We start from the raw sequence: 22,448 nt of genomic DNA on the forward strand, positions 1-22,448 counted from the left end.
CTCGGGCTGGCGCCCGAGTCAGACCGTGGTCTCGCTTACTCCTCCGAGCCGGCGTCCGTGACTTCCCAGTCCCACGCGTTCCAGAACACGGTGGGGGCGAGGATCGACGAGTCGATGTTCGTCACGCGGTCGCTGAAGGCAGTGACCTCGGGGAACTGGTAGATCGTCACGCCGTAGAAGTCCTCCCACAGCAGGCGGTCCATCTCGATCTGCAGTTCGATCTGGGTCTCCTCGTCGAACGTGGAGTTCAGCTCGGCGATGATCTCGTCGACGCGCTCGTTCGAGTAGAAGTTGAGGTTGTTGATACCGCCCGTTTCGAAGGTCGGCAGCGAGTTGGTGACACCCAGGCTCGTCGACTGCCATCCGAACAGCGAGGCGTCGTAGGCGCCGGGGGTGCCCAGCAGGCCGCCCCAGTCCTCGGACCCACAGTCGGTGACGTTGAAGCCGGCCTCGTTGGCCGACTGCTGGATGAGCGCGAACTCGTTGACACGACGCGGGTTGTTCGAGGCGTACAGGATGCAGACCTCGGTGTTGGTGACACCCGACTCCTCCAGGAGCTGGCGGGCACCCTCGATGTCGACCTCGGCGTAGTCGGCGGAGGTGTTGTCGGCCGCCGCCTCGTCGTAGCCTGCAGCACCCGGGACGAACAGCTGCGAGTCACGGAGGATCGCGTCGTCGCCGATGATCGGCTTGATGAGGGTGTCGACGATCTCCTGGCGCGGGATGGTCTTCATGAAGGCCTCACGCACCTGGGGGTTGGAGAAGATGTTCTCCGGGTTGCGCCCCTGGTCGAACTGCAGGTCGACGTGCTCGTAGGTACCACCGAGACCGGTGCTGACGGTGATCCCGTCGATGCCCTCGAGCGCCGTGGTGATGTCGGCGGTCGCCTGCGGCTGGATGATGTCCACCTCCCCGTTCTCCAGCGCCTGAACCGCTGCAAGCGGGTCGGGGATGAAGCGGATCGTGATCTCCTCGATGTTCGCCGCGTTGTCACCGGCGTATTCGGGGTTGGCCGTGAGCGTGATGTACTCGTCGGCGACGAAGTCGCTGATCATGTACGGGCCGCTGGCGGTGACCAGCTCGGGGTCGTCGGGCATCGCGGTGAAGTTGAAGCCCGAGTTCCAGAACGAGGCCATCGGCGCGAGCGCGGCGGCGTCGTTGGACTCGATCGCGTCGAGGACGGCCTGCTTGGCCTCCTCGTTGTCCTCGAGTCCGAGCGCGTTCTTCGCAACGACGTGCGCGGGAAGCATGGCGCCCATGGTGGCGAACTGAAGCTCCCAGTCCACGAAGGGCTCGTTGTAGGTCATCGTGATGGTGCGACCGTCTTCGCTGACCTCGGGGGTCTCGCTCACGAGGCCGAGTCCGGAGGTGGGCGTCGCGCCGGAGTCGAAGTAGACGACATCCGTCGGGAAGGCGTCGGTGAACTCACCGGTCTCGGGGTCGGTGAACTCGGCCGGGTCGAAGTCCGGGGTGTCCAGCGCACGCGACAGGGCAGCCCAGTGCAGCAGCATGTCGGCGGTGTCGATCGGAGTTCCGTCGGACCAGTTCACACCCTCGTTGAGGGTGTAGGACACGGTGAGCGGGTCCTCGCTGATCAGCTCGTAGGTGCCGAACGAGGTGTTCTCGACGAGCTCGGGCGTGTTGTTGTAGTAGTTGAAGCCGTCCAACACCAGGTAGTTGATGTTGTTGTTGGCCGTGGCGTTTCCGAACGACGTGTTGCCGTTCATCGAGTAGAACGCCTGGTTCCACGCCGCGGTGATGGACGATCCTTCGACCAGACCCGAGTCGTCGCCGGCATCGCCGCCGCCGCCCGGGGCGCAGCCCGAGATCACGAGTGCGCCGACCGCGGTGAGTCCCACCGCGATCGAGAAGCGCTTCATTCTCACTGTTCCTCCTGTGCAGGGTTGTGCGCATGCGAAAGGCCTGGACCTTACGCCGCGCGGATACCGAAACCCTAAGCACGCCCTCTGCGGATGGTCAAAAGGGTGGCCCAAAACGTTACAGAGCCTTAACTCAGAGCGACCGGGGTGTGACAATCTGACAAGATGGCCGCCGTGATGCCCCCGCACGATGTGAGGAATCCCACGGGGTTCTCCCGGGCCCGGACGTGGTGGGAGATCGGCATCGTGCTGGCCATCACGGTCGGTCAGAGCGCGGTCTACAGCATCCTGTCCTTCGTCCGGTCGATCATCCGCGCCCTCGAGGAGGACCGACGGATCTCCGACCAGCAGACGCAGTTGAATCCCTCGCGCGACGCCGCGGCCATCTGGGACCTTGTCTATCAGCTCCTCGACATCTTCTTCTCTCTGGCCCTCGTCGCCCTGGTCATCTACCTGCTGTGGGAACCGGGGAAGAGCGCCTTCGCCAAGATCGGCCTCGACTTCCGTCGCTTCGGCGGCGACCTGGGTCGCGCGGTGCTGCTCGGCCTCGTCATCGGCGTCCCCGGGCTCGGCCTCTACGTCCTCGGTCGTTCTCTCGGGGTGACGGTGGCCGTGGTCGCCTCGCCGCTGGATGCCGCGTGGTACACGGTGCCGCTTCTGCTCCTCGCCGCCCTCCGGGCCGGCCTCACCGAGGAGGTCATCTTCCTCGGCTACCTCTTCGACCGCCTGCGGCGCGTCGGATGGTCGTGGTGGGCGATCATCCTCACCACCGCGGGCCTCCGCGCGGCTTATCACGCGTATCAGGGTGTCGGCGCGATCATCGGCAACTTCGTCATGGGCGTCGTCTTCGGCTGGTGCTACCGCCGCTGGGGACGCGTGATGCCGCTGGTGATCACGCACACCCTCATCGACATCGTCGCGTTCGTCGGCTACCCGCTCGCCGTCGCCTTCTTCCCCGGCGTCTTCGCCCCCATCCCCTCCCCGACCCCCACCGTTTCCCCCACCCCGTCTCCCTCCCCCACCCTCTGACCCGCTCGGCCCCCGCGGCGACCACCGCCCCCACCCCTTCATTCGCCCAGACCGATCTCCGCTGTCGAAACCGACCACGGCGAAGTCGGTTTCGACGCCGTGGTTCGGTTTCGGTGCGTCGAGGCCACGAGCAACCGCTCCTCCACACGGCTGCGGTCACGACGAGTCATCCACATCCCCGGCTCTCGCGCGCCCTGCGGATCTGTTCGTCGCGAGGGTGGGGCGATGTCTCTCATCCACCCCAGTCCCCTCACCCTGCTGACCTCCCGGGAGAGCGAGGCGATGGGTCGGCGGCCCAGCTCCGATCCGTCCCTCATACGGGTGCGGCACGGCATCTACGCCGAACGCTCCGAGTGGCGCGCACTGCCGCCCTGGCACCGCTACCTCGCGCGCGTTCACGCTGCGGCTGTGAAACTCGGTGGCGTCGTCTTCAGCCACGAATCGGCCGCGGCGCTTCTGGGACTTCCGGTATTCGGCGAACCACAATTCATACACCTGCTCGATCCGGTGGGCCATGCTCGTCGGTTCGGCGACGTGATCGTGCATGCGGGCTGCGGTCATCGTGGCATCACGGCGTCGGCGGGCGTGGCGGCGACATCCCTCGCCGACACCGCCGTCGATCTCGCCCGCACTCTCCCCCCGGCGTACGGGCTGGCCGTCGCCGACGCGGCGCTTCGACGCCTGGAGTCCGAAGGCAGAGCCGTCGACTTCGACGCGGTAGCCGACCGCCAGCACACCACGCGCGGCAAGCGGCGACTGGCGTGGGTGGCGGAGAACGCCACACCGGTTGCGGAGTCGCCCGGTGAAAGCGTCAGCAGAGCGGTGATCGGGTGGCTCGGGTACGAGCCACCCGAACTCCAGGTCACCTTCGCGTTCGAAGGGTCAGTCGACCGGTGCGACTTCTTCTGGCGACGCTGGAATGTGGCCGGCGAGTCCGACGGATACGGGAAGTACCCCACAGATCCTGCACTCGCGCGGGCGGCTCTTCTGCGCGAGAAGAAGCGCGAAGAGCGCCTACGACGTTCCCTCTCTGACATGGCGCGATGGGATTGGGACGACGCACACCTCGTCGAGCCACTCGACCAGAAGCTTCATGCCGCGGGCCTGCGGCCCGTGACGCGACGGAACGAGGCAGCCTTGGCCACGATGTGGGCACTTCGTCCTCGGCGCTGAATGCCGAGACCTACCTCGACCGTCGAAACCGACCTCGGCGTGATGGGTTTCGACGGCCGAGGTCGGTTTCGAAGGAGCGCGCGGCAGCGCGAGGCTAGGCGAACGCCTCGATGGGCGGGCAGGCGCAGGTGAGGTTGCGGTCGCCGTAGGCCTGGTCGATGCGGCGCACCGGCGGCCAGTACTTCGTGCGCACCAGCGCGCGCACCGGATACACCGCTTCCTCACGCGAGTAAGGATGCCGCCACTCGGCGTCGACGATCGCCTCGGCCGTGTGCGGGGCGTTCACCAGCGGGTTGTCGTCGGCGGGCCATTCGCCGTCGGCGACGCGCGTCGCCTCGGCACGGATGGCGATCATCGCGTCGATGAACCGATCGATCTCGGCGAGATCCTCCGACTCGGTGGGCTCGACCATGAGGGTCCCCGCGACAGGGAACGACATCGTCGGGGCGTGGAAGCCGTAGTCGATCAGACGCTTGGCCACGTCGTCCACGGTCACACCGGTCGCCTCGCGGAGCGGGCGGAGATCGAGGATGCACTCGTGCGCGACGAGTCCGCCCTCCCCGGTGTAGAGCACCGGGAAGTGATCGCGCAGGCGCGCCGCGATGTAGTTCGCGGCGAGCACCGCCGACGCCGTCGCCCGCGTGAGGCCCTGCTCCCCCATCATCCGGATGTAGGCCCACGAGATCGGCAGGATCCCTGCCGATCCGTGCGGCGCCGCCGACACCGCACCTCCTTCGAACCGGAAGCCGCCGGCGTGATCGGCCCACTGCGAGAACGGGTGCGACGGCAGGTAGGGCGCGAGGTGCGCCTTCGCCGCCACCGGCCCGACGCCCGGGCCGCCCCCGCCGTGCGGGATCGCGAACGTCTTGTGCAGGTTCAGGTGCGACACATCGCCCCCGAGGTCGCCGAAGCGCGCGTAGCCGAGGAGTGCGTTGAGATTCGCCCCGTCGATGTACACCTGGCCCCCGGCGTCGTGCACGGCCTGGGTGATCTCCAGCACGTCGTGCTCGTACACTCCGTGCGTCGACGGGTAGGTGATCATGAGCGCCGCGAGCTCGTCGGCGTGCGCGGCGACCTTGGCGCGCAGGTCGTCGAGGTCGACGTTCCCGGCCTCGTCGCACGCCACGACGACCACCCGCATGCCGGCGAGCACCGCCGAGGCGGCGTTCGTGCCGTGCGCGGACGACGGGATGAGGCACACCACGCGTCGTTCATCGCCGTTCGCGCGATGCCATCCGCGGATCGCCAACAGCCCCGCGAGCTCACCCTGCGACCCGGCGTTCGGCTGCAGCGAGACCGCGTCGTACCCGGTGAGCTCGGCCAGCCAGCTCTCCAGCTGCTCGATGAGCGCCGCGTACCCGTGCACGTCGTCTGACGGGGCGAACGGGTGCACGCGGGCGAACTCGGGCCATGACACCGCCGCCATCTCGGTGGCGGCGTTGAGCTTCATCGTGCACGAGCCGAGCGGGATCATGCCGCGGTCCAGGGCGTAGTCGCGGTCGGCGAGCTGATGCAGGTAGCGCATCATCGCCGTCTCGCTCCGGTGCTGCGAGAAGACCGGATGCTGCAGGTAGGCGTCTTCGCGACGGAGCGCATCCGGCACACCCCGGAGCCCCTCCACCCCGTCGAGGGCGACGTCACGCACCCCGTCGGGCTCCGCGTCCGGCAGTCCGAACGCCCATGCGACGGCCGCGAGATCGGCGGGGGTGGTGGTCTCGTCCATCGAGACGCCCACGGTGGCGTCATCCGCCCAGAACAGCTGATATCCCTTCGAACGTGCGCGCTCGATCACCCGCTCCGCGGGGCCCGGCGTCACGACCCGGAGCGTGTCGAAGAAGGAGTCCGACACGAGGTTCAGCCCGTACGAGCGCAGCCGTCCGGCGAGTGCCTCGGTCTTCTGCGCCACCTCGGTGGCGATCGCACGCAGCCCGTCGGCGCCGTGGTACACGGCGTACATCGAGGCCATGACGGCCAGGAGCACCTGGGCGGTGCAGATGTTCGACGTCGCCTTCTCGCGGCGGATGTGCTGCTCTCGGGTCTGCAGCGACAGGCGATACGCCGGGTGACCGGCGGCATCCTGCGACACGCCGACCAGGCGTCCCGGGAGCTGACGCTCGAGACCCTGGCGCACCGCCATGTAGCCCGCGTGGGGGCCGCCGAACCCGAGGGGCACACCGAAGCGCTGCGTCGTCCCGACGGCGATGTCGGCGCCGAGCGAGCCGGGCGAGGCCAGGAGCGTCAGGGCGAGGAGATCCGCGGCGACGACGGCGAGTCCCCCGCCGACGTGGACGGCGTCGATGACCCCCGAAGGATCCCAGACGCGTCCGCTTGCACCGGGATACTGCAGCAGAACGCCGAAGGCGCCGTCGGGCAGTGTCTCCCCACGGGCGAAGTCACGCTCGACGATCTCGATCCCGACAGCCGAGGCGCGGGCGTGGAGCAGCGCGCGAGTCTGCGGCAGTGCGTCGGCGTCGACGGCGAAGACGTTCGCGGCGCTCTTGGATGCCCGCCGGGCCAGCAGCATCCCCTCGACCACCGAGGTCGACTCGTCGAGCATCGACCCGTTCGCGATCGCGAGACCGGTGAGGTCGGAGACCATCGTCTGGAAGTTGATGAGCGCCTCGAGGCGCCCCTGGGAGATCTCGGGCTGGTACGGCGTGTAGGCGGTGTACCAGGACGGGTTCTCGAGCACGTTCCGGGCGATCACCGACGGAGTGAACGTGTCGTAGTAGCCGAGCCCGATCATCGGCCGGGCGACCCTGTTCTGCGACGCCAGCGCACGCAGCTCGGCGAGCGCCTCGGTCTCGGTCGCGGCGGCAGGGATCGACGACGACGCACGCGCCGTGGCCCGGATGGATGCCGGCACGGCGGCGGTGAGCAGAGCGTCGACGCTGTCGTAGCCGAGCGTGTCGAGCATGACCGCTTCGGCCGCCGCATCGGTGCCGATGTGCCGTTCGGCGAAGGTCCGCGCCATCACTCGCCCCCCGTGAGGGCCTCGTAGGCGGCCCGGTCGAGAAGACCCTCGACCGCGGCGGGGTCGACCCGCAGCTTCAGCAGCCACCCGTCCTCGTACGGTGAGGAGTTCACCAGCGAGGGGTCGTCGACGACCGCGTCGTTGACGGCGACGACGTCGCCCGCGACGGGGGCGTAGAGCTCGCCGACCGACTTGGTCGATTCGATCTCGCCGCAGACCTGACCGGCGCTCACGCCGGAGTCGACGACGGGGAGGTCGACGAACACGACGTCGCCGAGTTTGTCGGCGGCGTAGTCGGTGATGCCGACGGTGGCGACATCGCCGTCGAGGGCGATCCACTCGTGTTCGGCGGTGTACTTCAGGGCGCTGGTGTCGGTCATTTCTTCCTCCGGTAGAACGGCAGGGCGGTCACAGTGGCGGGAATGCGGGTGCCCCGCACATCGATGGTCAGTTCGGTGCCGGGAGCGGATGCCGCGGGCGAGACGTACGCCATGGCGATGGGGTGCCCGAGGGTCGGGCTGAGAGCACCGCTGGTGATTTCGCCGACGCGCGTGTCGCCGGCGAAGACGCCGTAGCCGGCGCGGCCCGCACGACGGCCCTCCGACACGAGCCCGACGAGCACGGGTGCGTTCTCATCGACGACAGCTCCCTTCCCCACGAAGTCGGCCTTGTCCGCCGCGACCGCGCGTCCGAGCCCCGCCTGGGCGGGGCGGATGCCGCGACCGAGCTCGTGGCCGTACAGCGGCATGCCCGCCTCCAGGCGCAGCGTGTCACGCGCGGCGAGTCCGGCGGGCACGAGGCCGAGCGGTGCGCCGGCTGCGAGGAGCGCGTCCCAGAGTGCCCCCGCTGCGGCGACGGGGACCATCAGCTCGAAGCCGTCTTCGCCGGTGTACCCCGTGCGGGCGACGAAGAGCGGCGCGCCGTCGAACTCGCCCTGCCGCCAGGCGTAGTAGCCGAGATCGTCGAGGCCCTCGACGCTCACGCCCGCCGCCTCGCGGAGGATCTCCTCGGCGCGAGGCCCCTGCACCGCCACCAGAGCCGTCTGATCGGTGACGTCCTCGATCCGCGGCACCGACCCGCTGGCGCGCCAGGCATCCGCTCGTCCCGCGAGGGCCGCGGTCACCGCGTCACGGTTCCCGGCGTTCGCCACGACGAGGAAGTGCTGCTCACCGGTGCGGTAGACGATGACGTCGTCGATGATGCCGCCGTCCTCGGCCAGGACGAGCGAGTACTTGGCCTTCCCGATCGCCATGGTGGACATCCGGCCGGCGAGCGCGACGTCGAGGAAGCCCGCGGCGTCGCCGTCCTGCACCCAGATCTCCGCCATGTGCGAGATGTCGAAGAGCCCCGCGGCGGTGCGCACGGCGTGATGTTCGGCGAGGTCGGAGGTGTAGCGGACCGGCATCAGCCAGCCCCCGAAATCGGTGAACGACGCGCCCAGCTGGGCGTGTCGATCGTGCAGCGGGCTCTGCCGTGCTGTGTCGTCCATGGAGTTCTCCCGGTCGGATCGGGTCGACACGGTCATCCGTGCCGAAGAACTCCCCCTCTGTCATGGACCTGAGAGTTTCGCGCCGGGGCGTACCCGGGCTTTCACCGTCGGCGGATGACGCAGAAAGCGGCGGCATCCTTTTTCAGAGTCGGCCGGCACGGACGGTACGCGGTACCTGAGAGATTGGCGGGGAGGCTTGCTCCTTCGGTGTTCGGCGCCGTCGGCGCCGAAGCTCTCCCGTCCGTGTCATGGGCCGGTATGAAGTTGTCTCCCGGCGGGGCCGGTGGGGCCAGCATAGCGGCGCGAGGGGCGTGGGCCCAGACCCCGCCGAGCGGCGCGTCAGCCCAGGCAGTCCCCGGTCGAGACCCGGTCGTTCAGTCCCGAGGCCCCGGCGGCGACCGGTTCGAGTTCGGCGTTGGTCATCGCGAACCCCCGCGTATCGTCGCCGTCGGCCCGCGCGAAGACGACGCCGGCCACCTCCCCGTCTCCGGTCAGGAGCGGCCCGCCCGAGTTGCCGGGTCGCACCTCGGCGAAGAGCTGATAGATCTCCCGCGGATTGGCGGTGTCGTCGTAGATGTCGGGAACCGGCACCGTGCCCACCGACAGCACCTCGGCCGGTTTCGCATCGAAGGGCCCTCCGAGCGGATAGCCCTGCACCTGTGCGGCGCTTCCCGCCGTGAGGGGATCGCTGAGACCGAGCGGGGCGACCCCGAGGCCGTCGACGGCGATGACGGCGAGGTCGTCGATCGGGTCGAAGTACACCACGCGCCCCTCGAGGGCCGTGCCCCCGTTGGGCTGCACGACGGGGGTGTCGACGCCGGCCACGACGTGGGCGTTGGTGACCACACGGTCGGGAGCGACGACGAAGCCCGATCCCGTCGAGCTCGTGCCGCAGGCGAAGGCGGTTCCCGACACGCGGAGAACGGATGCCGCCGCAAGCTCGAGTTCGGGATCGTCCAGCTGGATCGGCGTCGCCGTGCCGGGCGTGACCTCCGGCGTGAGAAGGCCGCCGAGGCGCGGCAGCCCGTCGTCGGTGACGAAGCTGCGCCACTCACCCAGTGCCTGGGAGACGGGCGCCGGGATCACCCCGTTGATGATCGTCATGACGCGCGACGACGCCACCGCCGGTCCGAGGACCGGCGCTCCGGTGTTCGCCACGCTCTGGCCGACGAGCGAGAGCGCGAGCGCGGCGACGACGACGCTCACCACGCCGCCGAGGAGCCGGTCGATGACCCGCAGCTTCACCCGATCCACACCGCGACGAACCATGCCCCCGAGGACCCCGCCGATCGTGCCGCCGAGCACGAGGAGGAGGAATGACGCGGCGATGACCACGAGCGGACGCCACTCCTGCCAGGGCCACGCGTCGTTGATGACGGGGGCCAGCCACCAGGCCGCGACGCCCCCGGCGGCGAGCCCGAGAAGGGTCCCGAGGCTTGCCACGAGACCACGCTGAAGCCCGACGACGAGCGCCACCACCAGCAGGGCGATGAGGAAGAGATCGACGAGCAGCACGGCCATCCTTCGGCAGGGAGCCACCAGCGTACGGCGCTCGCCTGTGACATCACCGAAGCGGGGCCGCAGGGCGTCGCATTTGCCTTCAGGTCGCAATGACAATAAGATGAGACCACCTTAGAGTCAGGATGACAAGAACATGGATCCCGAAGTCGAGGACATCCGCGTGGCGGTGTCGACGGTGATCTTCTCGCTGCGCACGCCCCGGGCGGGTGACGCGCCCGCGGTCGTCCTCCCGCTCGTCAAGCGCACCCGGGATCCCTTCGAGGGTTTGTGGGCGCTTCCCGGCGGGTGGTTGGGAGCCTGCGAGGGACTGGATGCCGCGGCATCCCGCACCCTCGGCGAGACCACGGGTCTCGCTCCGAGCTACCTCGAGCAGCTCTACGCGTTCGGCGCGGTCGACCGCTCCCCCACCCGCGTCGTGTCGATCGTCTACTGGGCGCTGCTGCGCCCCGAAGAGGTCTCCGATGTCGAGAACGTCGGGTGGTTCGACGCCGCCGACCTTCCCCGCCTCGCCTTCGACCACAACGAGATCGTCGAGTACGCCCTGTGGCGCCTGCGCAACAAGGTCGGCTACAGCCGGATCGCCCACGGCCTGCTCGCCGACGAGTTCACCCTCGCCGAGCTCCGCGAGGTGTACGAGGCGATCCTCGACAGAAAGCTCGACCCCGCGAACTTCCGGCGCCAGGTGGACACCTCCGCCACCCTCATCCCGACCGACCGGTTCCGCACCGGCAGTCACCGCCCCGCCCGTCTGTACCGCTACAACCGCGATGTGGAGCTCGCCGACCGCGGGCCCCTCTCGCGCTCGCCCGAAACGAGTGTCCGATGACCACCATCCTCCCCACCCCCGCGCTCCGTGAGCCCGTCGACCCCTCGGTCGATCACGAGATCCAGGCAATCGTGACGGGCAGATCGACGACCGAGACCTGCGCGACCGATCTCGCCGCCGGCCCCTGGAACTTCGACGCCCGGCCCGGCTACGGGCCGGGATCGTCGATGGGCGATGTGATCCCCACCGGTGCGCCGCGCCAGGGCGAGCTCCCCCGCGAGTACCGCGAGGCCTCCGAGGCCGAGCTCGCCGACCGCATCCGCGCCGCCAAAGCCGTCCTCGGCGACCGGGTCGTCGTGCTCGGCCACTTCTACCAGCGCGAAGAGGTGATCGTCCACGCCGACTACGTCGGTGATTCGTTCCAGCTGGCCAACGCCGCCCTCGAGCACCCGAGCGCCGAGGCGATCGTGTTCTGCGGCGTGCACTTCATGGCGGAGACCGCCGACCTCCTCTCCCGCCCCGAGCAGGCGGTGATCCTGCCCAACCTCGCCGCGGGCTGCTCGATGGCCGACATGGCCGACATCGACCAGGTCGAGGAGTGCTGGGAGCAGCTCGCCGACGTCTACGGCGACCTGGACACGCCCGATGCGGACGGCTTGGTCCCCGTCATCCCCGTCACCTACATGAACTCCTCCGCCGCGATCAAGGGGTTCGTCGGGCGCCACGGCGGCATCGTCTGCACCTCCTCGAACGCGCGCACCGTGCTCGAATGGGCCTTCGCACGAGGGCGCCGGGTGCTCTTCTTCCCCGACCAGCACCTCGGGCGCAACACCGCCAAGGCGATGGGCGTCCCCCTCGAGCAGATGCCCCTGTGGAATCCGCGCAAGCCGCTCGGCGGCAGCACGACCCGCGAGCTCGAAGACGCCCGCGTCCTCCTGTGGCACGGGTTCTGCTCGGTTCACCGCCGTTTCACCGTCGACCAGATCGACCGCGCACGCGCCGAGCACCCGGGGGTGCGCGTCATCGTCCACCCCGAGTGCCCGATGGCGGTCGTCGACGCCGCCGACGAGTCCGGCTCGACCGACTACATCCGTAAGGCCATCCAGGCCGCGACCGAACCGACGACGTTCGCCATCGGCACCGAGATCAACCTCGTGCAGCGGCTCGCGGCCGAGCATCCGCAGCACACCATCTTCTGCCTCGATCCCGTGGTGTGCCCGTGTTCGACGATGTACCGCATCCACCCGGGCTACCTCGCCTGGGTGCTCGAAGGACTCGTCCGCGGCGAGGTGCAGAACCGGATCACGGTCCCAGCCGACGTCGCAGACCCCGCCCGGGTGGCTCTCGAGCGGATGCTGGCGGCCAAGCCCCCCGCGGATCCCGGACGGAGCGCCGCCTCATGACCCGCACGGCACCCACCGTGCACGCCGTGGTCGTCGGCAGCGGCATCGCCGGCCTCACCGCCGCCCTCCACGCCGTGGAGCGCGGATGCCGGGTGACCCTCGTCACCAAGGACGTCCTCGAGCACGCCAACACCCGCTACGCCCAGGGCGGCATCGCCGGGGTGATGTTCGGCGACGACCGCGTCGAAGACCACATCCGCGACACGATGACCGCGGGCGCGGGACTCAGCGACCCCGACGCCGTCCGCGTCCTCGCCGAGGAGGGGCCCGCGCGCATCCGCGAGCTCATCGCGCTCGGCGTGGCGTTCGATCGCGCACCCGACGGCACCCTCGTGAAAGGGCTCGAGGCTGCCCACTCGTACCCGCGGATCCTCCACGCGGGAGGGGATGCCACGGGTACCGCCGTCGAGAAGGCCCTCGTCGCGCGTCTGCGCGAGAGCGGGGTGACGGTGATCGAGCACGCGTTCCTCATCGACCTCGTGGTCGACGCCGCACGCGTCGTCGGCGTCGAGCTGCTCGTCGGCGAGTCCCCCGACGCGCCGGGTCAGCGGCGCCGGCTCTCCGCCGACGCGGTCGTACTCGCCACGGGGGGCGCCGGCGAACTGTACGCCCACTCCACGAACCCCTCGGTGGCGACGGGCGACGGCATCGCCGCCGCGATTCGCGCCGGCGCCGCCGTCGCCGACCTGGAGTTCTTCCAATTCCACCCGACCGTTCTTCCCGAGGACGAGCGGGGCGAGGCCTTCCTCGTCTCGGAGGCGGTGCGAGGAGAGGGCGCCACGCTCATCGACGACACCGGCCGCCGTTTCGTCCTCGATGTCCACCCCGACGGAGAACTCGCTCCGCGCGATGTGGTCGCGGCCGCGATCGCCGACCGGATGACCCTCCAGGGTGGACGCCCGGTGCGACTGGATGCCACGCACCTGCGGCCCACACTCGCCGAGCGACGCGCGTTCCTGGCTCAGCGCTTCCCGACAATCGACGCCGCCGTGCGCCACCGAGGGTGGGACTGGGCGGCCGAGCCCGTCCCTGTCACGCCCGCGGCGCATTACCTGATGGGGGGCGTCGTGACCGACCTGAACGGGCGCACCTCCCTTCCCGGCCTGTACGCCGTCGGCGAGGTGGCGCGCACCGGCGTCCACGGCGCGAACCGGCTTGCCTCGAACTCCCTGCTCGAGGGCGCGGTGTTCGGCGCACGGGCGGGTGACACGATCGCCGTGGACGCTGTGCGCGACTGGCCGTCCACGCCGGGTGTCGTCCGCAACGTCCCGCCGGCCCTTCCGATCGCCGTGGTCGATCCCGGCCCCTTCGATCGCTCGGCACTGCAGGACCTGCTGTGGACGCACGCCGGGCTCGTTCGCACCGAGCGGGGTCTGGCCGAGGCAGCCGCCGTCCTCCGAGCCTGGAGCGTGACGGCGTCCGCCGCATCGACCGAGAGGGACTACGAGGACGCGAACCTCCTCCTCGTCGGCGCGCACCTCGTCGCTGCGGCTCGGGCGCGTCGGGAGTCCGTCGGGGCGCACGTCCGCGCCGACGCGGCGACGGAGACCGTGCCGGTGGCCCAGGTGGCGTCATGCTGACGCCGGCGGCGATCGACCGGGTCGTCGCCGCGGCCCTCTCCGAGGACGCACCGTGGGGCGATCTCACCAGCGCCGCCTTCATCCCCGCGACGGCGACCGCGCGTGCGGAGCTCGTCGCCCGGGAAGCAGGCGTCGCGAGCGGTCTGGCCGTCTTCGCCTCGGCTTTCCGCCTCACCGACAGCGCGATCACCGTGAGCGTCCTGGTCGAGGACGGCCGTTGGTTCGAGCCCGGCGCTGTGCTCGCGGTCGTCGAAGGGCCGGCGCGCGGCATCCTGACGGCCGAGCGTGTCGCGTTGAACCTGACCCAGCGGATGTCGGGGATCGCGACCCTGACCGCGCGATACGTCGCCGAGGTGGCGCACACTCCGGCCCGCATCGCGGACACCCGGAAGACCACGCCGGGCCTTCGCGCGCTCGAGCGCCAGGCGGTGCGCGACGGCGGCGGACACAACCACCGCTTCTCGCTGTCGGACGCCGTGATGGTCAAGGACAACCATCTGGCCGTCCTCACCGCCGGCGGCGCCTCGGTCACCGACGCCCTCCGCATCGCCATGGCGAGTCTTCCCCACACCACCCACGTCGAGGTCGAAGTCGACCGTCTCGACCAGATCGAACCCGTTCTCGCCGCACGCGTGGACACGATCATGCTCGACAACTTCTCGCCGGACGATCTTCGTCGCGGGGTCGCGATCGTCGCCGGTCGCGCCATCGTGGAGGCCTCGGGCGGGGTGTCGCTGGAGACGGTGGGCGCCATCGCCGAGACCGGCCTCGACGTCATCTCGGTCGGAGCCCTCACGCATTCCGCCCGCGCGTTGGATCTGGGACTGGACATCCGGGTCACGCCGGCGGACGTCGGCTGATGGACGCGTGATGTCACTGCTCTATCTCGACAACGCCGCCACGACTCCGGTGCGACCGGAGGTCGTCGAGGCCATGACGCCGTATCTGAGCCGCTGGTTCGGAAACCCGTCGAGTCACCACACCGTCGGCGAGGCCGCTGCCGCCGCCCTCGAAGACGCCCGCGCGCGCGTGGCGAGGGTCGTGGGGATGCGGCCCGGCGACATCGTCTTCACCTCGGGCGGCACCGAGGCCGACAACCTCGCGGTGAAGGGGATCGCGATCGCGGCCCAGCAGCATCGCGCCGCGCGTCACGTGGTGACCTCGCCCATCGAGCACGAGGCGATCCTGGAGTCGGTGGATTTCCTCAGGCGCATCCACGGCTTCGCGGTGACCATGCTTCCCGTCGACCACGACGGCCGGATCGACCCCGCGGAGGTCGCCGGTGCCCTTCGGGAGGACACCGCCGTCGTCGCCGTCGGCTACGCCAACAACGAGGTGGGCACGGTGCAGGATGTCGCGGCGATCGCCACCGTCACCGGCGCCCGACGCATCCCCCTCCATCTCGATGCGGTGCAGGCCGCCGGATGGCTCCCCCTCGCCGGCACCGGAGCCGACAGTCTCGCGATCGCCGGCCACAAGGTCGGCGCCCCCAAGGGGACGGGAGTCCTCGTCGTTCGGGGCCGTGTCCCCGTCGAACCGCTGTTCCACGGCGGCGGGCAGGAGCGGGGGCGCCGAAGCGGAACCGAAGACGTCGCCGGCGCGGTGGCCCTCGCGACGGCGCTCGAACTGGCCGAAGCCGAACGGGTGACCAGCAGCGCGCGTGCGAGCGCCACACGGGACCGCTTCATCGCGGGCGTGCGCACTCGGGTGCCCGAGGCCCGACTCACCGGCCACCCCACCGAGAGACTTCCCGGAACGGCGAGCTTCGTCTTCCCCGGCACCTCCGGCGAGGCGATCCTGCTCGAGCTCGAGCGACGAGGAGTGGTGTCCTCGAGCGGATCGGCGTGCGCGGCAGGCAGCGATGAGCCCTCGCACGTCCTGCTCGCGATGGGATTCGCGCCCGAGGTCGCGCAGACCGCCGTCCGATTCAGCTTTCCCCACCACCCGGACCTGGATGCCGACGGGTTGGCCGACCAGGTCGCCGCGGCCGTCCGGGCGGTACGATCGGCCCCGTGACACCCGCCCTCACCGTCATCGTCCCGGGGTTCGACGTCGGGCCCTGGGTGGCGGAGGCGCTGGCGTCACTGCAGGCCCAGTCGTTCCGCGCGTGGCGCGCCGTGCTCGTCGACGACGGCTCCACCGACGACACCGCGGAGATCTTCGCGGCGGCTGCCGCGGAGGACGAGCGTTTCTCGGTGATCAGCCACGCCGGACGGCGCGGACTGGCTGCGGCTCGCAACACGGGCCTGGGCCTGGTCGACACCCCCTATCTGGCCTTCCTCGACGGAGACGACCGCTTCACACCCACCGCTCTCGAGCGCCTCATCAGCGTCCTCGACGACACCGGCAGCGACTTCGTCGTCGGCGCCTACGTGCGGCTGCGAGCCGACGAGAGCGGGGCCTACGCCGCAGGACCTGTCCAGCCCTGGGTCGCCGCCGCGACCGACCCCGAGCGTCGACGCACCTCCCTCCAGGAGCATCCTGCGGCATCGGGCAACATCGTCGCCTGGTCCAAGGTCAGCAGGCATGACTTCTGGCAGCGCGCGGGGCTGCGTTTCCCGGAGGGGCGGCTGTACGAGGATCAGATCCTCGCCCAGCGGATGTACGCCGCCGCGCGGTCGTTCGATGTGATCCCCGATGTCGTGGTCGAATGGCGCGAACGCGCGGACGGGTCGTCGATCACCCAGCACAGGGAGGCCCTGCCGGTGCTGCGCGACTATCTCGACGGACTCCGTGGCGGGCTCGAGATCCTGGATGCCGCGGGGCACCCGGCCGCCGTGCGCGCGCGGATCGAGCTCATTCTGACCCTGGATCTTCCGCCCCTCGTGAGCATCGCCCGCACCCATCCCGACGGCGCCTACCGGCGCGCGCTGGGCGCCTTCGTCCGCGACCTGCAGGGGCGCGGGTCGGACCGCGTCGTCACGCCGGAGGTGTCGGCCGCCGCCCTCTGGTGAGCTCAGGGCAGCGGACGGTCGGGGAGGACGACGACCGGCTCGGTGAGCAGCCGCGCGACCTCCTCGCGATCGCGCCGGAGCTCGGCGTCGACCTGCGGCTCGGGCGCCCCGTCCGGCGCGCGGTCCGCTCGACGGTCGGGGAGGTCGGCCGGCTCGTCTTCGGCCTCCGCCTCGAGCACCCGCGTCGTGGCGAGCTGCTGCGCGGCGAGCTCGGCGTAGAGTCCCCCCGCGGCCACGAGCTCGCTGTGCGTCCCCGACTCCACGATCCGCCCGGCCTCGATCACGTGGATGACGTCGGCGGCGATGACGGTCGACAGGCGGTGGGCGATCGAGAGCGTGGTCCGCCCCTTGGCCGCGGCGTCGAGCGCCTCCTGCACCACCCGCTCCGAGACGGTGTCCAGGGCCGATGTCGCCTCGTCCAGGAGCAGGACGGGCGGGTCTTTCAGCAGAACCCGCGCGATCGCGATCCGCTGCTTCTCACCGCCCGACAGCCGGTAGCCGCGCTCGCCGACCACGGTGTCGTACCCGCGCTCGAATCCGGTGATGACGTGGTGGATGTTCGCTGCTCGGCACGCCGACTCGAGCTCGGCGTCGGTTGCATCGGGCTTGGCATATCGGAGGTTCTGTCGAATCGTGGCGTGGAAGAGATACGTCTCCTGCGAGACGATCCCGATCCGGTCGATGATCGACTCCTGGGTGAGATGGCGCACGTCCTCGCCGGCGAAGAGCACGGCGCCGTCACCGGCCTCGTAGAAGCGGGGCGTCAGATAGAGCACGGTGGTCTTCCCCGCCCCCGAGGGTCCGACGAAGGCGACGTGCTGCCCGGGCTCCGCGACGAACGAGATGCCGGCGAGGGTGGGCCGCGTCTGCGGTGCCGCATCGGGGTAGCGGAACACCACGTCGCGGAACTCGATCCGCCCCACAGGTCCGGGGGCATCGGCGACGTCGATCGCGTCGGGAGCGTCGCTGATGGCAGGAGTGAGGTCGAGGTACTCGAAGATGCGGGCGAACAGAGCGGTGGATGTCTGCAGATCCAGGGCGACGCGCATGAGACCCATGAGCGGCATGAGCAGTCGCGCCTGCACCGTGGTGAAGGCGACGATCGTCCCCGCCGTGATCGCGTCGGCGCCGCCGGTCACCAGAAGCCCGGCGACCAGGTAGATCACGGCCGGCACGCTGGACATGAGCACCTGCACGACGGCGAAGAAGCCCTGACCGCTCATCGCCCGCCGCACCTGCAGTCGTACCTGGTTGACGTTCTCGTCGGCGTAGCGCGCCGATTCGGTGCGCTGCCGGTTGAACGACTTCGACAGCAGGATGCCCGAGACGCTGAGCGTCTCCTGCGTGATCGAGGTCAGCTCCGACAGCGACTCCTGGGTCTCTCCGGCGATCCGCGCGCGCACCTGACCGACGCGGCGCTGCACGATGACGAGGAACGGCATCATGACCACGGCGATGATCGTCAGGCGCCAGTCGATGATGATCATCGCGACGAGCGACGCGATGACGGTGACGACGTTGCCGAGGATGCTCGTGACGGTGTTGGTGAGGACGCCGGAGACCCCGCCGACGTCGTTCTGCAGTCGGGACTGGATGACGCCCGTCTTGGTCCGGGTGAAGAAGGCCAGTTCCATCGCCTGGAGGTGATCGAAGAGGCGCACTCGAAGATCGCCCGTCACGCGATTGCCCACGGTCGAGGTGAGCCACGTCTGGACCACGCCCAGCACGGCGGAGAGGAGGAACAAGCCGATCATGATCGCGACGAGCCGGGCGAGGAGGGGGATGTCGGGTGATCCCCCGTCGACGGGGAACAGGGCGTCGTCGAAGATCCGCTGCACCAGGAGCGGCGGGATGACCGCGACACCGGCGCCGACGACGACGAGGATGCCCGTCAACGTGATTCGTCCGAGGTACGGACGGAAGAGGGCCACGACGCGGCGGCCCAGGTTCGGGATCTTCGGCGCCTCGGCGTTCAGCCGGCGCTGCGCTTCGATGTCGACCGGCCGGAAGCCGCCGGGAGCTCCCCCGCCGCCTCCCCCGCGCATACTCACCTTCGCCAGCCTACTGACGCCCACCCCCACCGGCTCGGTAGGGTGTGACCCATGAGCGAGACCACTCCGGAACAGCCCGCCCGCGACGGGGAGGACCTCGCCGAGATCCGTGCAGAGATCGACGAGTTGAAGGCCGTGCCGGAGGAGGAGCTGGTGTCCCCGACACCGGCGGCACTCCTGGCCGCCGAGCCAGAGCCCGAGCCCACCGATCCGATCGGGTCGGCGGACGACGACGACACCCAGCCGACCACCGCGCTCTGACGATCCGGCGAGAACGGATCCGCCTCCGACGGGAATGCCCTGTCGGAGGCGGCGGTTAGCCTCAGACAGTCCTCGTGGATCACGCGCGCGCGTGCGTCGTCCGTGAACCTCCGCTTTCTTCCGCCCGCCCTGAGGAGCCCCGTGGCAGCCACCGACACCGTCCCCACCGCCGGCGCCGTTCGCGACGCCGCGACGCCCGCGACGCTCAGCCCGATCGAGAGCCGCATCATCTGGCTGTTGCTGGCCGCAGCGTTCGTGGCGATCCTGAACGAGACCACGATGGGCATCGCGATCCCGCGTCTCATCGTCGACCTCGGAATCACCGCCGTCGCCGCCCAGTGGCTGACGACCGCCTTCATGCTGACGATGGCCGTCGTGATCCCCATCACGGGCTTCCTCCTGCGCCGATTCACGACCCGGCAGATGTTCATCGCCGCGATGAGCCTGTTCTCGCTCGGTACCCTGATCGCGTTCCTGTCCCCCGGCTTCCCCATGCTCCTGGTCGCCCGCGTCGTGCAGGCGTCGGGAACGGCGATCATGATGCCGCTGCTCATGACGACGATCATGAACGTCGTCCCGCCGCAGTCCCGCGGGCGCATGATGGGGCGGGTCAGCATCGTCATCTCCCTCGCTCCGGCCATCGGCCCGTCGCTGTCGGGCTTCCTCATCGACACCGTCGGCTGGCGCTGGAACTTCGGTGTCGTCCTCCCGATCGCCCTGGTCGCCCTCGCCGTCGGGGCGATCTGGATCCGCAACCTCGGCGAGACCACGCGCGCCCCGATCGACGTGCTCTCGGTGATCCTCTCCGCCCTCGGCTTCGGCGGCCTGGTCTATGGACTTAGCCAGATCGGCGGCGCCGCGGCGGCACATGGCGGCACCGCCGCCGAGGAGGCGTCGGCGTCGGCCACCGCGACCGTCTCCCTCGTCGTGGCGTTCTCGGTCGGTGTGATCGCGCTGGCGCTCTTCGCCTGGCGGCAGATCCGGCTGCAGCGCACCGACGACGCCCTGCTCGACCTGCGGGTGTTCACCTTCCGCAACTTCAGCTTCGCCACCGGCCACATGACGCTGCTCTCGGCGGCCTTCTTCGGGATCATCACCGTGCTGCCGCTCTACGCGCAGAACGTGGTGGGCCTCGACCCGTTCATGTCGGGCCTCATCGTCCTGCCCGGCGCCCTGGCCATGGGTCTCGCGGGCCCGATCGTGGGTCGCATCTACGACCGGTACGGCACTCGGGTCCTTCTCGTCCCGGGCACCGTGATCGCCGTCGGGATGCTGTGGGTCTTCACGATGTTCACCGCGACCACGCCGGTCTGGGCCATCGCCGCGGGCCAGACCGCGCTGTCGATCGGTCTCGCACTGTCGTTCACGCCGCTCTTCACGGCGTCGCTGGCGTCGCTTGATCGGAAGTACTACTCGTACGGCTCGGCGGTGGTCGGAACGGTGCAGCAGGTCGCCGGGGCAGCCGGCATCGCCCTGTTCATCACCGTGATGTCGAGCGTGCAGGCCGCCGCCGAGGCGTCCGGCGCTGAAGATGCGGGCGCGCAGGGCGCTCACGCAGCGTTCCTCCTCGCAGCGATCGTGTCGCTGCCGCTGCTGTTCAGCGCCTTCCTGGTGCGCAAGCCCGCCGACGAAGGGCTTCCCCTCCCCGCGGCGCACTGAGGCGTAGCCGTCACGGGTGTCGGGGGCAAGTCCCGGTCCGAGACGGCGGACCGGCCTAGCGTGGGGGCACCCCACGAAAGGAAGTGTCATGGCCGAACTGAACGGCAAGACCGTCGCGTTCCTCCTCACCGACGGTTACGAGGACAGCGAATTGACCAGTCCCTGGCAGGCGGTGACGGACGCCGGCGCCCAGGCGCACCTGATCTCCCCCGCATCGGGGAGTGTGACCGGCAAGAAGGGACACGAGCAGGCGGTCGACGTGGCGGTGACCGCCGCCGACGCGGCATCCTACGACGCCCTGGTGCTGCCCGGCGGCGTCGTCAACGCCGACCATCTGCGAATGGACGAGGCCTCGGTGGCCTTCGCCCGCGCCTTCTTCTCCCAGCAGAAGCCGGTCGGCGTCATCTGCCACGGCGCCTGGATCCTCATCGAGGCCGGCGCGGTCGACGGCCGCACACTCACGAGCTATCCGAGCTTGAAGACCGATCTGACCAATGCCGGGGCCCGGTGGGTGGACGAGGAGGTCGTCGTCGACCAGGGACTCGTCTCGAGCCGGACACCCGACGACCTCCCGGCGTTCAATGCGAAGGTCGTCGAGGAGATCGCCGAGGGTACGCACGCCGGTCAGACGCTCTGAGCGGCGTCGCGGGCGTGCGCGGAGTGGGCTGAGGACTCAGACGCCGCAGGCGCTGCCCCCGCAGCACGAGCCCGCAGCTGCACCCGGCGCACCCAGGAGGTTCTCGCCCGGGACCAGGGGCTTGGCGTCGTCATCGGTCTGCGCGGCGGGGATCTGGGTGGCGGAGGTCTGAGTCGTCATCCCTCCATGCTAATCCGATCCCCGCTGCGCGGACGGGCCGGCTCAATCGACCGAGCCCTGACACACCGGACAGTACTGGGCGGCTCCCTTCGAGCCGGGGACATCCTCGACGATGCCTCCGCAGACCGGGCAGGCCTCGCCCGTCCGTCCGTGCACCCTCATCGACGCGGCCTTGGCCTGTTTCAACCGCGGCAGCGGGATGCTGCGTCGTGCACGTACCGCCTCGGACAGCTCGTCGCGGATCGCCTCGAAAAGCACCTCCCTCTCGCCGTCGTCGAGGGCCGCCGCATGCGTCGTCGGGGCGATCTTCGCGCGATGCAGGATCTCGTCGGAATAGGCGTTGCCGATACCGGAGATACTCTCCTGCTCTTGCAGAAGAGCCTTGAGCTGCTTGCGCCGGCCGAGGGTGATCCGGTCGAAATCGGCCCGGGTGTAGGTCGGCGACATCGGGTCGGGTCCGAGCTTCTTCACCGCGGGCACGTCCTGGGGGTGGTCCACGAGCGACAGGGCCAGCGAGAGCCATTCGCCGGCGTCGGTGAACTCCAGCGCGGTGTCGTCGTCGAGGTCGAGCGTGGCGATCACCGCAGCCGGCGGCGTCGAAGCACCGGACGAGTCTGCGGTCTCGTCGTCAGCCGCTTCCGCCTCGACGCGGTGACGGACCCACCCGGCGCGACCGAGGGTGACCACGAGGTCTCCTCGATCGGTGTCGATGTCCAGGTGCTTGCCGAAGCGCGTGACGCCCGTGATCGTCGCGCCGACGAGCCCCTCGGCCGGTCGGTCCCGCGTCTTCCACGAGCGGAACTCACCCACGTCCACACCGATGATCCGGCGATGGGTCACGGCGTCGTCGAGGACGTCGGCGAGAACCTGGACTTCGGGCGACTCGGGCAT

At 70.0% G+C, this 22,448-nt stretch carries 19 protein-coding genes and 2 riboswitches; of the genes, 11 read left to right on the forward strand and 8 right to left on the reverse strand.

Features of this window, described 5'->3' with window-relative positions; translation table 11 throughout:
• Positions 1-35: 35 nt before the first annotated feature.
• Positions 36-1,880: an ABC transporter family substrate-binding protein gene (locus DT073_RS11830; protein ID WP_124293565.1), complete on the reverse strand. Its 1,845-nt coding sequence runs from the start codon at positions 1,878-1,880 to the stop codon at positions 36-38.
• Positions 1,881-2,057: 177 nt separating this feature from the next.
• On the opposite strand from DT073_RS11830, the gene DT073_RS11835 reads away from it, so the two are divergent.
• Together DT073_RS11835 and DT073_RS11840 are read left to right on the forward strand one after the other, a co-directional pair.
• Positions 2,058-2,909: a CPBP family intramembrane glutamic endopeptidase gene (locus DT073_RS11835; RefSeq protein ID WP_124294498.1), complete on the forward strand. Its 852-nt coding sequence runs from the start codon at positions 2,058-2,060 to the stop codon at positions 2,907-2,909.
• A 225-nt stretch (positions 2,910-3,134) separates the two neighbouring features.
• Positions 3,135-4,082 carry a hypothetical protein gene (locus DT073_RS11840; protein ID WP_124293566.1) on the forward strand — a complete coding sequence of 316 codons (948 nt, stop codon included), beginning with the start codon at positions 3,135-3,137 and terminating at the stop codon, positions 4,080-4,082.
• A 94-nt stretch (positions 4,083-4,176) separates the two neighbouring features.
• Here the strand turns inward: DT073_RS11840 and gcvP are convergent, their stop codons facing one another.
• The 4 genes from gcvP to DT073_RS11860 all read right to left on the reverse strand — a co-directional run bounded on the left by gcvP (position 4,177) and on the right by DT073_RS11860 (position 10,066).
• Positions 4,177-7,056 carry an aminomethyl-transferring glycine dehydrogenase gene (gcvP, locus tag DT073_RS11845; RefSeq protein WP_124293567.1) on the reverse strand — a complete coding sequence of 960 codons (2,880 nt, stop codon included), beginning with the start codon at positions 7,054-7,056 and terminating at the stop codon, positions 4,177-4,179.
• Positions 7,056-7,436 (reverse strand): glycine cleavage system protein GcvH, encoded by a 381-nt coding sequence (gene gcvH / locus DT073_RS11850; RefSeq protein WP_124293568.1) that lies wholly within the window; start codon positions 7,434-7,436, stop codon positions 7,056-7,058. Before gcvH ends, gcvP begins: the two co-directional genes overlap by 1 nt.
• Complete coding sequence (gene gcvT, locus DT073_RS11855; protein WP_124293569.1) at positions 7,433-8,545, reverse strand: glycine cleavage system aminomethyltransferase GcvT; 1,113 nt, start codon at positions 8,543-8,545, stop codon at positions 7,433-7,435. Before gcvT ends, gcvH begins: the two co-directional genes overlap by 4 nt.
• Before the next feature lie 50 nt (positions 8,546-8,595).
• A riboswitch (glycine riboswitch) is annotated at positions 8,596-8,696 on the reverse strand.
• Between the two features lies 1 nt (position 8,697).
• Positions 8,698-8,795: riboswitch (glycine riboswitch) on the reverse strand.
• A gap of 89 nt (positions 8,796-8,884) precedes the next feature.
• Positions 8,885-10,066 (reverse strand): MarP family serine protease, encoded by a 1,182-nt coding sequence (locus tag DT073_RS11860; RefSeq protein ID WP_336400493.1) that lies wholly within the window; start codon positions 10,064-10,066, stop codon positions 8,885-8,887.
• Between the two features lie 133 nt (positions 10,067-10,199).
• Between DT073_RS11860 and DT073_RS11865 the strand changes: the two genes are divergently transcribed.
• Genes DT073_RS11865 through DT073_RS11890 form a run of 6 tightly spaced genes read left to right on the forward strand, consistent with a single transcriptional unit; the run spans position 10,200 to position 16,769 of the window.
• Entirely contained in the window at positions 10,200-10,892 is a 693-nt protein-coding gene (locus DT073_RS11865; RefSeq protein WP_124293571.1) for an NUDIX hydrolase, read from the forward strand.
• The gene (gene nadA / locus DT073_RS11870) at positions 10,889-12,235 is read left to right on the forward strand and encodes a quinolinate synthase NadA (protein ID WP_124293572.1); all 1,347 of its coding nucleotides are present in this window, start codon (positions 10,889-10,891) and stop codon (positions 12,233-12,235) included. Before DT073_RS11865 ends, nadA begins: the two co-directional genes overlap by 4 nt.
• Entirely contained in the window at positions 12,232-13,815 is a 1,584-nt protein-coding gene (gene nadB / locus DT073_RS11875; protein WP_124293573.1) for an L-aspartate oxidase, read from the forward strand. The genes nadA and nadB overlap by 4 nt, the downstream gene beginning before the upstream one ends.
• Positions 13,809-14,675 carry a carboxylating nicotinate-nucleotide diphosphorylase gene (gene nadC, locus DT073_RS11880; RefSeq protein ID WP_124293574.1) on the forward strand — a complete coding sequence of 289 codons (867 nt, stop codon included), beginning with the start codon at positions 13,809-13,811 and terminating at the stop codon, positions 14,673-14,675. The genes nadB and nadC overlap by 7 nt, the downstream gene beginning before the upstream one ends.
• A gap of 16 nt (positions 14,676-14,691) precedes the next feature.
• Positions 14,692-15,831, forward strand: coding sequence for a cysteine desulfurase family protein (locus DT073_RS11885; protein WP_124294499.1), 1,140 nt, complete (start codon positions 14,692-14,694; stop codon positions 15,829-15,831).
• Entirely contained in the window at positions 15,828-16,769 is a 942-nt protein-coding gene (locus DT073_RS11890) for a glycosyltransferase family 2 protein (RefSeq protein WP_124293575.1), read from the forward strand. The genes DT073_RS11885 and DT073_RS11890 overlap by 4 nt, the downstream gene beginning before the upstream one ends.
• A gap of 2 nt (positions 16,770-16,771) precedes the next feature.
• On the opposite strand, the gene DT073_RS11895 is transcribed toward DT073_RS11890, so the two are convergent.
• Entirely contained in the window at positions 16,772-18,814 is a 2,043-nt protein-coding gene (locus DT073_RS11895; RefSeq protein ID WP_124294500.1) for an ABC transporter ATP-binding protein, read from the reverse strand.
• A gap of 57 nt (positions 18,815-18,871) precedes the next feature.
• Between DT073_RS11895 and DT073_RS11900 the strand changes: the two genes are divergently transcribed.
• From DT073_RS11900 to DT073_RS11910, 3 genes are all read left to right on the forward strand, one after another.
• Entirely contained in the window at positions 18,872-19,081 is a 210-nt protein-coding gene (locus tag DT073_RS11900; RefSeq protein WP_124293576.1) for a hypothetical protein, read from the forward strand.
• Positions 19,082-19,222: 141 nt separating this feature from the next.
• Entirely contained in the window at positions 19,223-20,740 is a 1,518-nt protein-coding gene (locus DT073_RS11905; protein WP_124293577.1) for an MDR family MFS transporter, read from the forward strand.
• Positions 20,741-20,828: 88 nt separating this feature from the next.
• Positions 20,829-21,377, forward strand: a complete 549-nt coding sequence (locus DT073_RS11910) for a type 1 glutamine amidotransferase domain-containing protein (RefSeq protein WP_124293578.1) — start codon at positions 20,829-20,831, stop codon at positions 21,375-21,377.
• Between the two features lie 36 nt (positions 21,378-21,413).
• Here the strand turns inward: DT073_RS11910 and DT073_RS15845 are convergent, their stop codons facing one another.
• Entirely contained in the window at positions 21,414-21,557 is a 144-nt protein-coding gene (locus DT073_RS15845) for a hypothetical protein (RefSeq protein WP_164478184.1), read from the reverse strand.
• A gap of 42 nt (positions 21,558-21,599) precedes the next feature.
• Positions 21,600-22,448 (reverse strand): Fpg/Nei family DNA glycosylase, encoded by an 849-nt coding sequence (locus tag DT073_RS11915; protein ID WP_124293579.1) that lies wholly within the window; start codon positions 22,446-22,448, stop codon positions 21,600-21,602.

Source organism: Microbacterium sp. ABRD28 (assembly GCF_003850245.1).
In the GTDB taxonomy this organism is placed as follows: domain Bacteria; phylum Actinomycetota; class Actinomycetes; order Actinomycetales; family Microbacteriaceae; genus Microbacterium.

Coding starts and splice junctions, on each gene's coding strand:
- DT073_RS11830 (WP_124293565.1), bottom strand. CDS start 1,880: ATGAAGCGCTTCTCGATCGCGGTGGGACTCACCGCGGTCGGCGCACTC.
- DT073_RS11835 (WP_124294498.1), top strand. CDS start 2,058: ATGCCCCCGCACGATGTGAGGAATCCCACGGGGTTCTCCCGGGCCCGG.
- DT073_RS11840 (WP_124293566.1), top strand. CDS start 3,135: ATGTCTCTCATCCACCCCAGTCCCCTCACCCTGCTGACCTCCCGGGAG.
- gcvP (WP_124293567.1), bottom strand. CDS start 7,056: ATGGCGCGGACCTTCGCCGAACGGCACATCGGCACCGATGCGGCGGCC.
- gcvH (WP_124293568.1), bottom strand. CDS start 7,436: ATGACCGACACCAGCGCCCTGAAGTACACCGCCGAACACGAGTGGATC.
- gcvT (WP_124293569.1), bottom strand. CDS start 8,545: ATGGACGACACAGCACGGCAGAGCCCGCTGCACGATCGACACGCCCAG.
- DT073_RS11860 (WP_336400493.1), bottom strand. CDS start 10,066: ATGGCCGTGCTGCTCGTCGATCTCTTCCTCATCGCCCTGCTGGTGGTG.
- DT073_RS11865 (WP_124293571.1), top strand. CDS start 10,200: ATGGATCCCGAAGTCGAGGACATCCGCGTGGCGGTGTCGACGGTGATC.
- nadA (WP_124293572.1), top strand. CDS start 10,889: ATGACCACCATCCTCCCCACCCCCGCGCTCCGTGAGCCCGTCGACCCC.
- nadB (WP_124293573.1), top strand. CDS start 12,232: ATGACCCGCACGGCACCCACCGTGCACGCCGTGGTCGTCGGCAGCGGC.
- nadC (WP_124293574.1), top strand. CDS start 13,809: ATGCTGACGCCGGCGGCGATCGACCGGGTCGTCGCCGCGGCCCTCTCC.
- DT073_RS11895 (WP_124294500.1), bottom strand. CDS start 18,814: ATGCGCGGGGGAGGCGGCGGGGGAGCTCCCGGCGGCTTCCGGCCGGTC.
- DT073_RS11900 (WP_124293576.1), top strand. CDS start 18,872: ATGAGCGAGACCACTCCGGAACAGCCCGCCCGCGACGGGGAGGACCTC.
- DT073_RS11910 (WP_124293578.1), top strand. CDS start 20,829: ATGGCCGAACTGAACGGCAAGACCGTCGCGTTCCTCCTCACCGACGGT.
- DT073_RS15845 (WP_164478184.1), bottom strand. CDS start 21,557: ATGACGACTCAGACCTCCGCCACCCAGATCCCCGCCGCGCAGACCGAT.
- DT073_RS11915 (WP_124293579.1), bottom strand. CDS start 22,448: ATGCCCGAGTCGCCCGAAGTCCAGGTTCTCGCCGACGTCCTCGACGAC.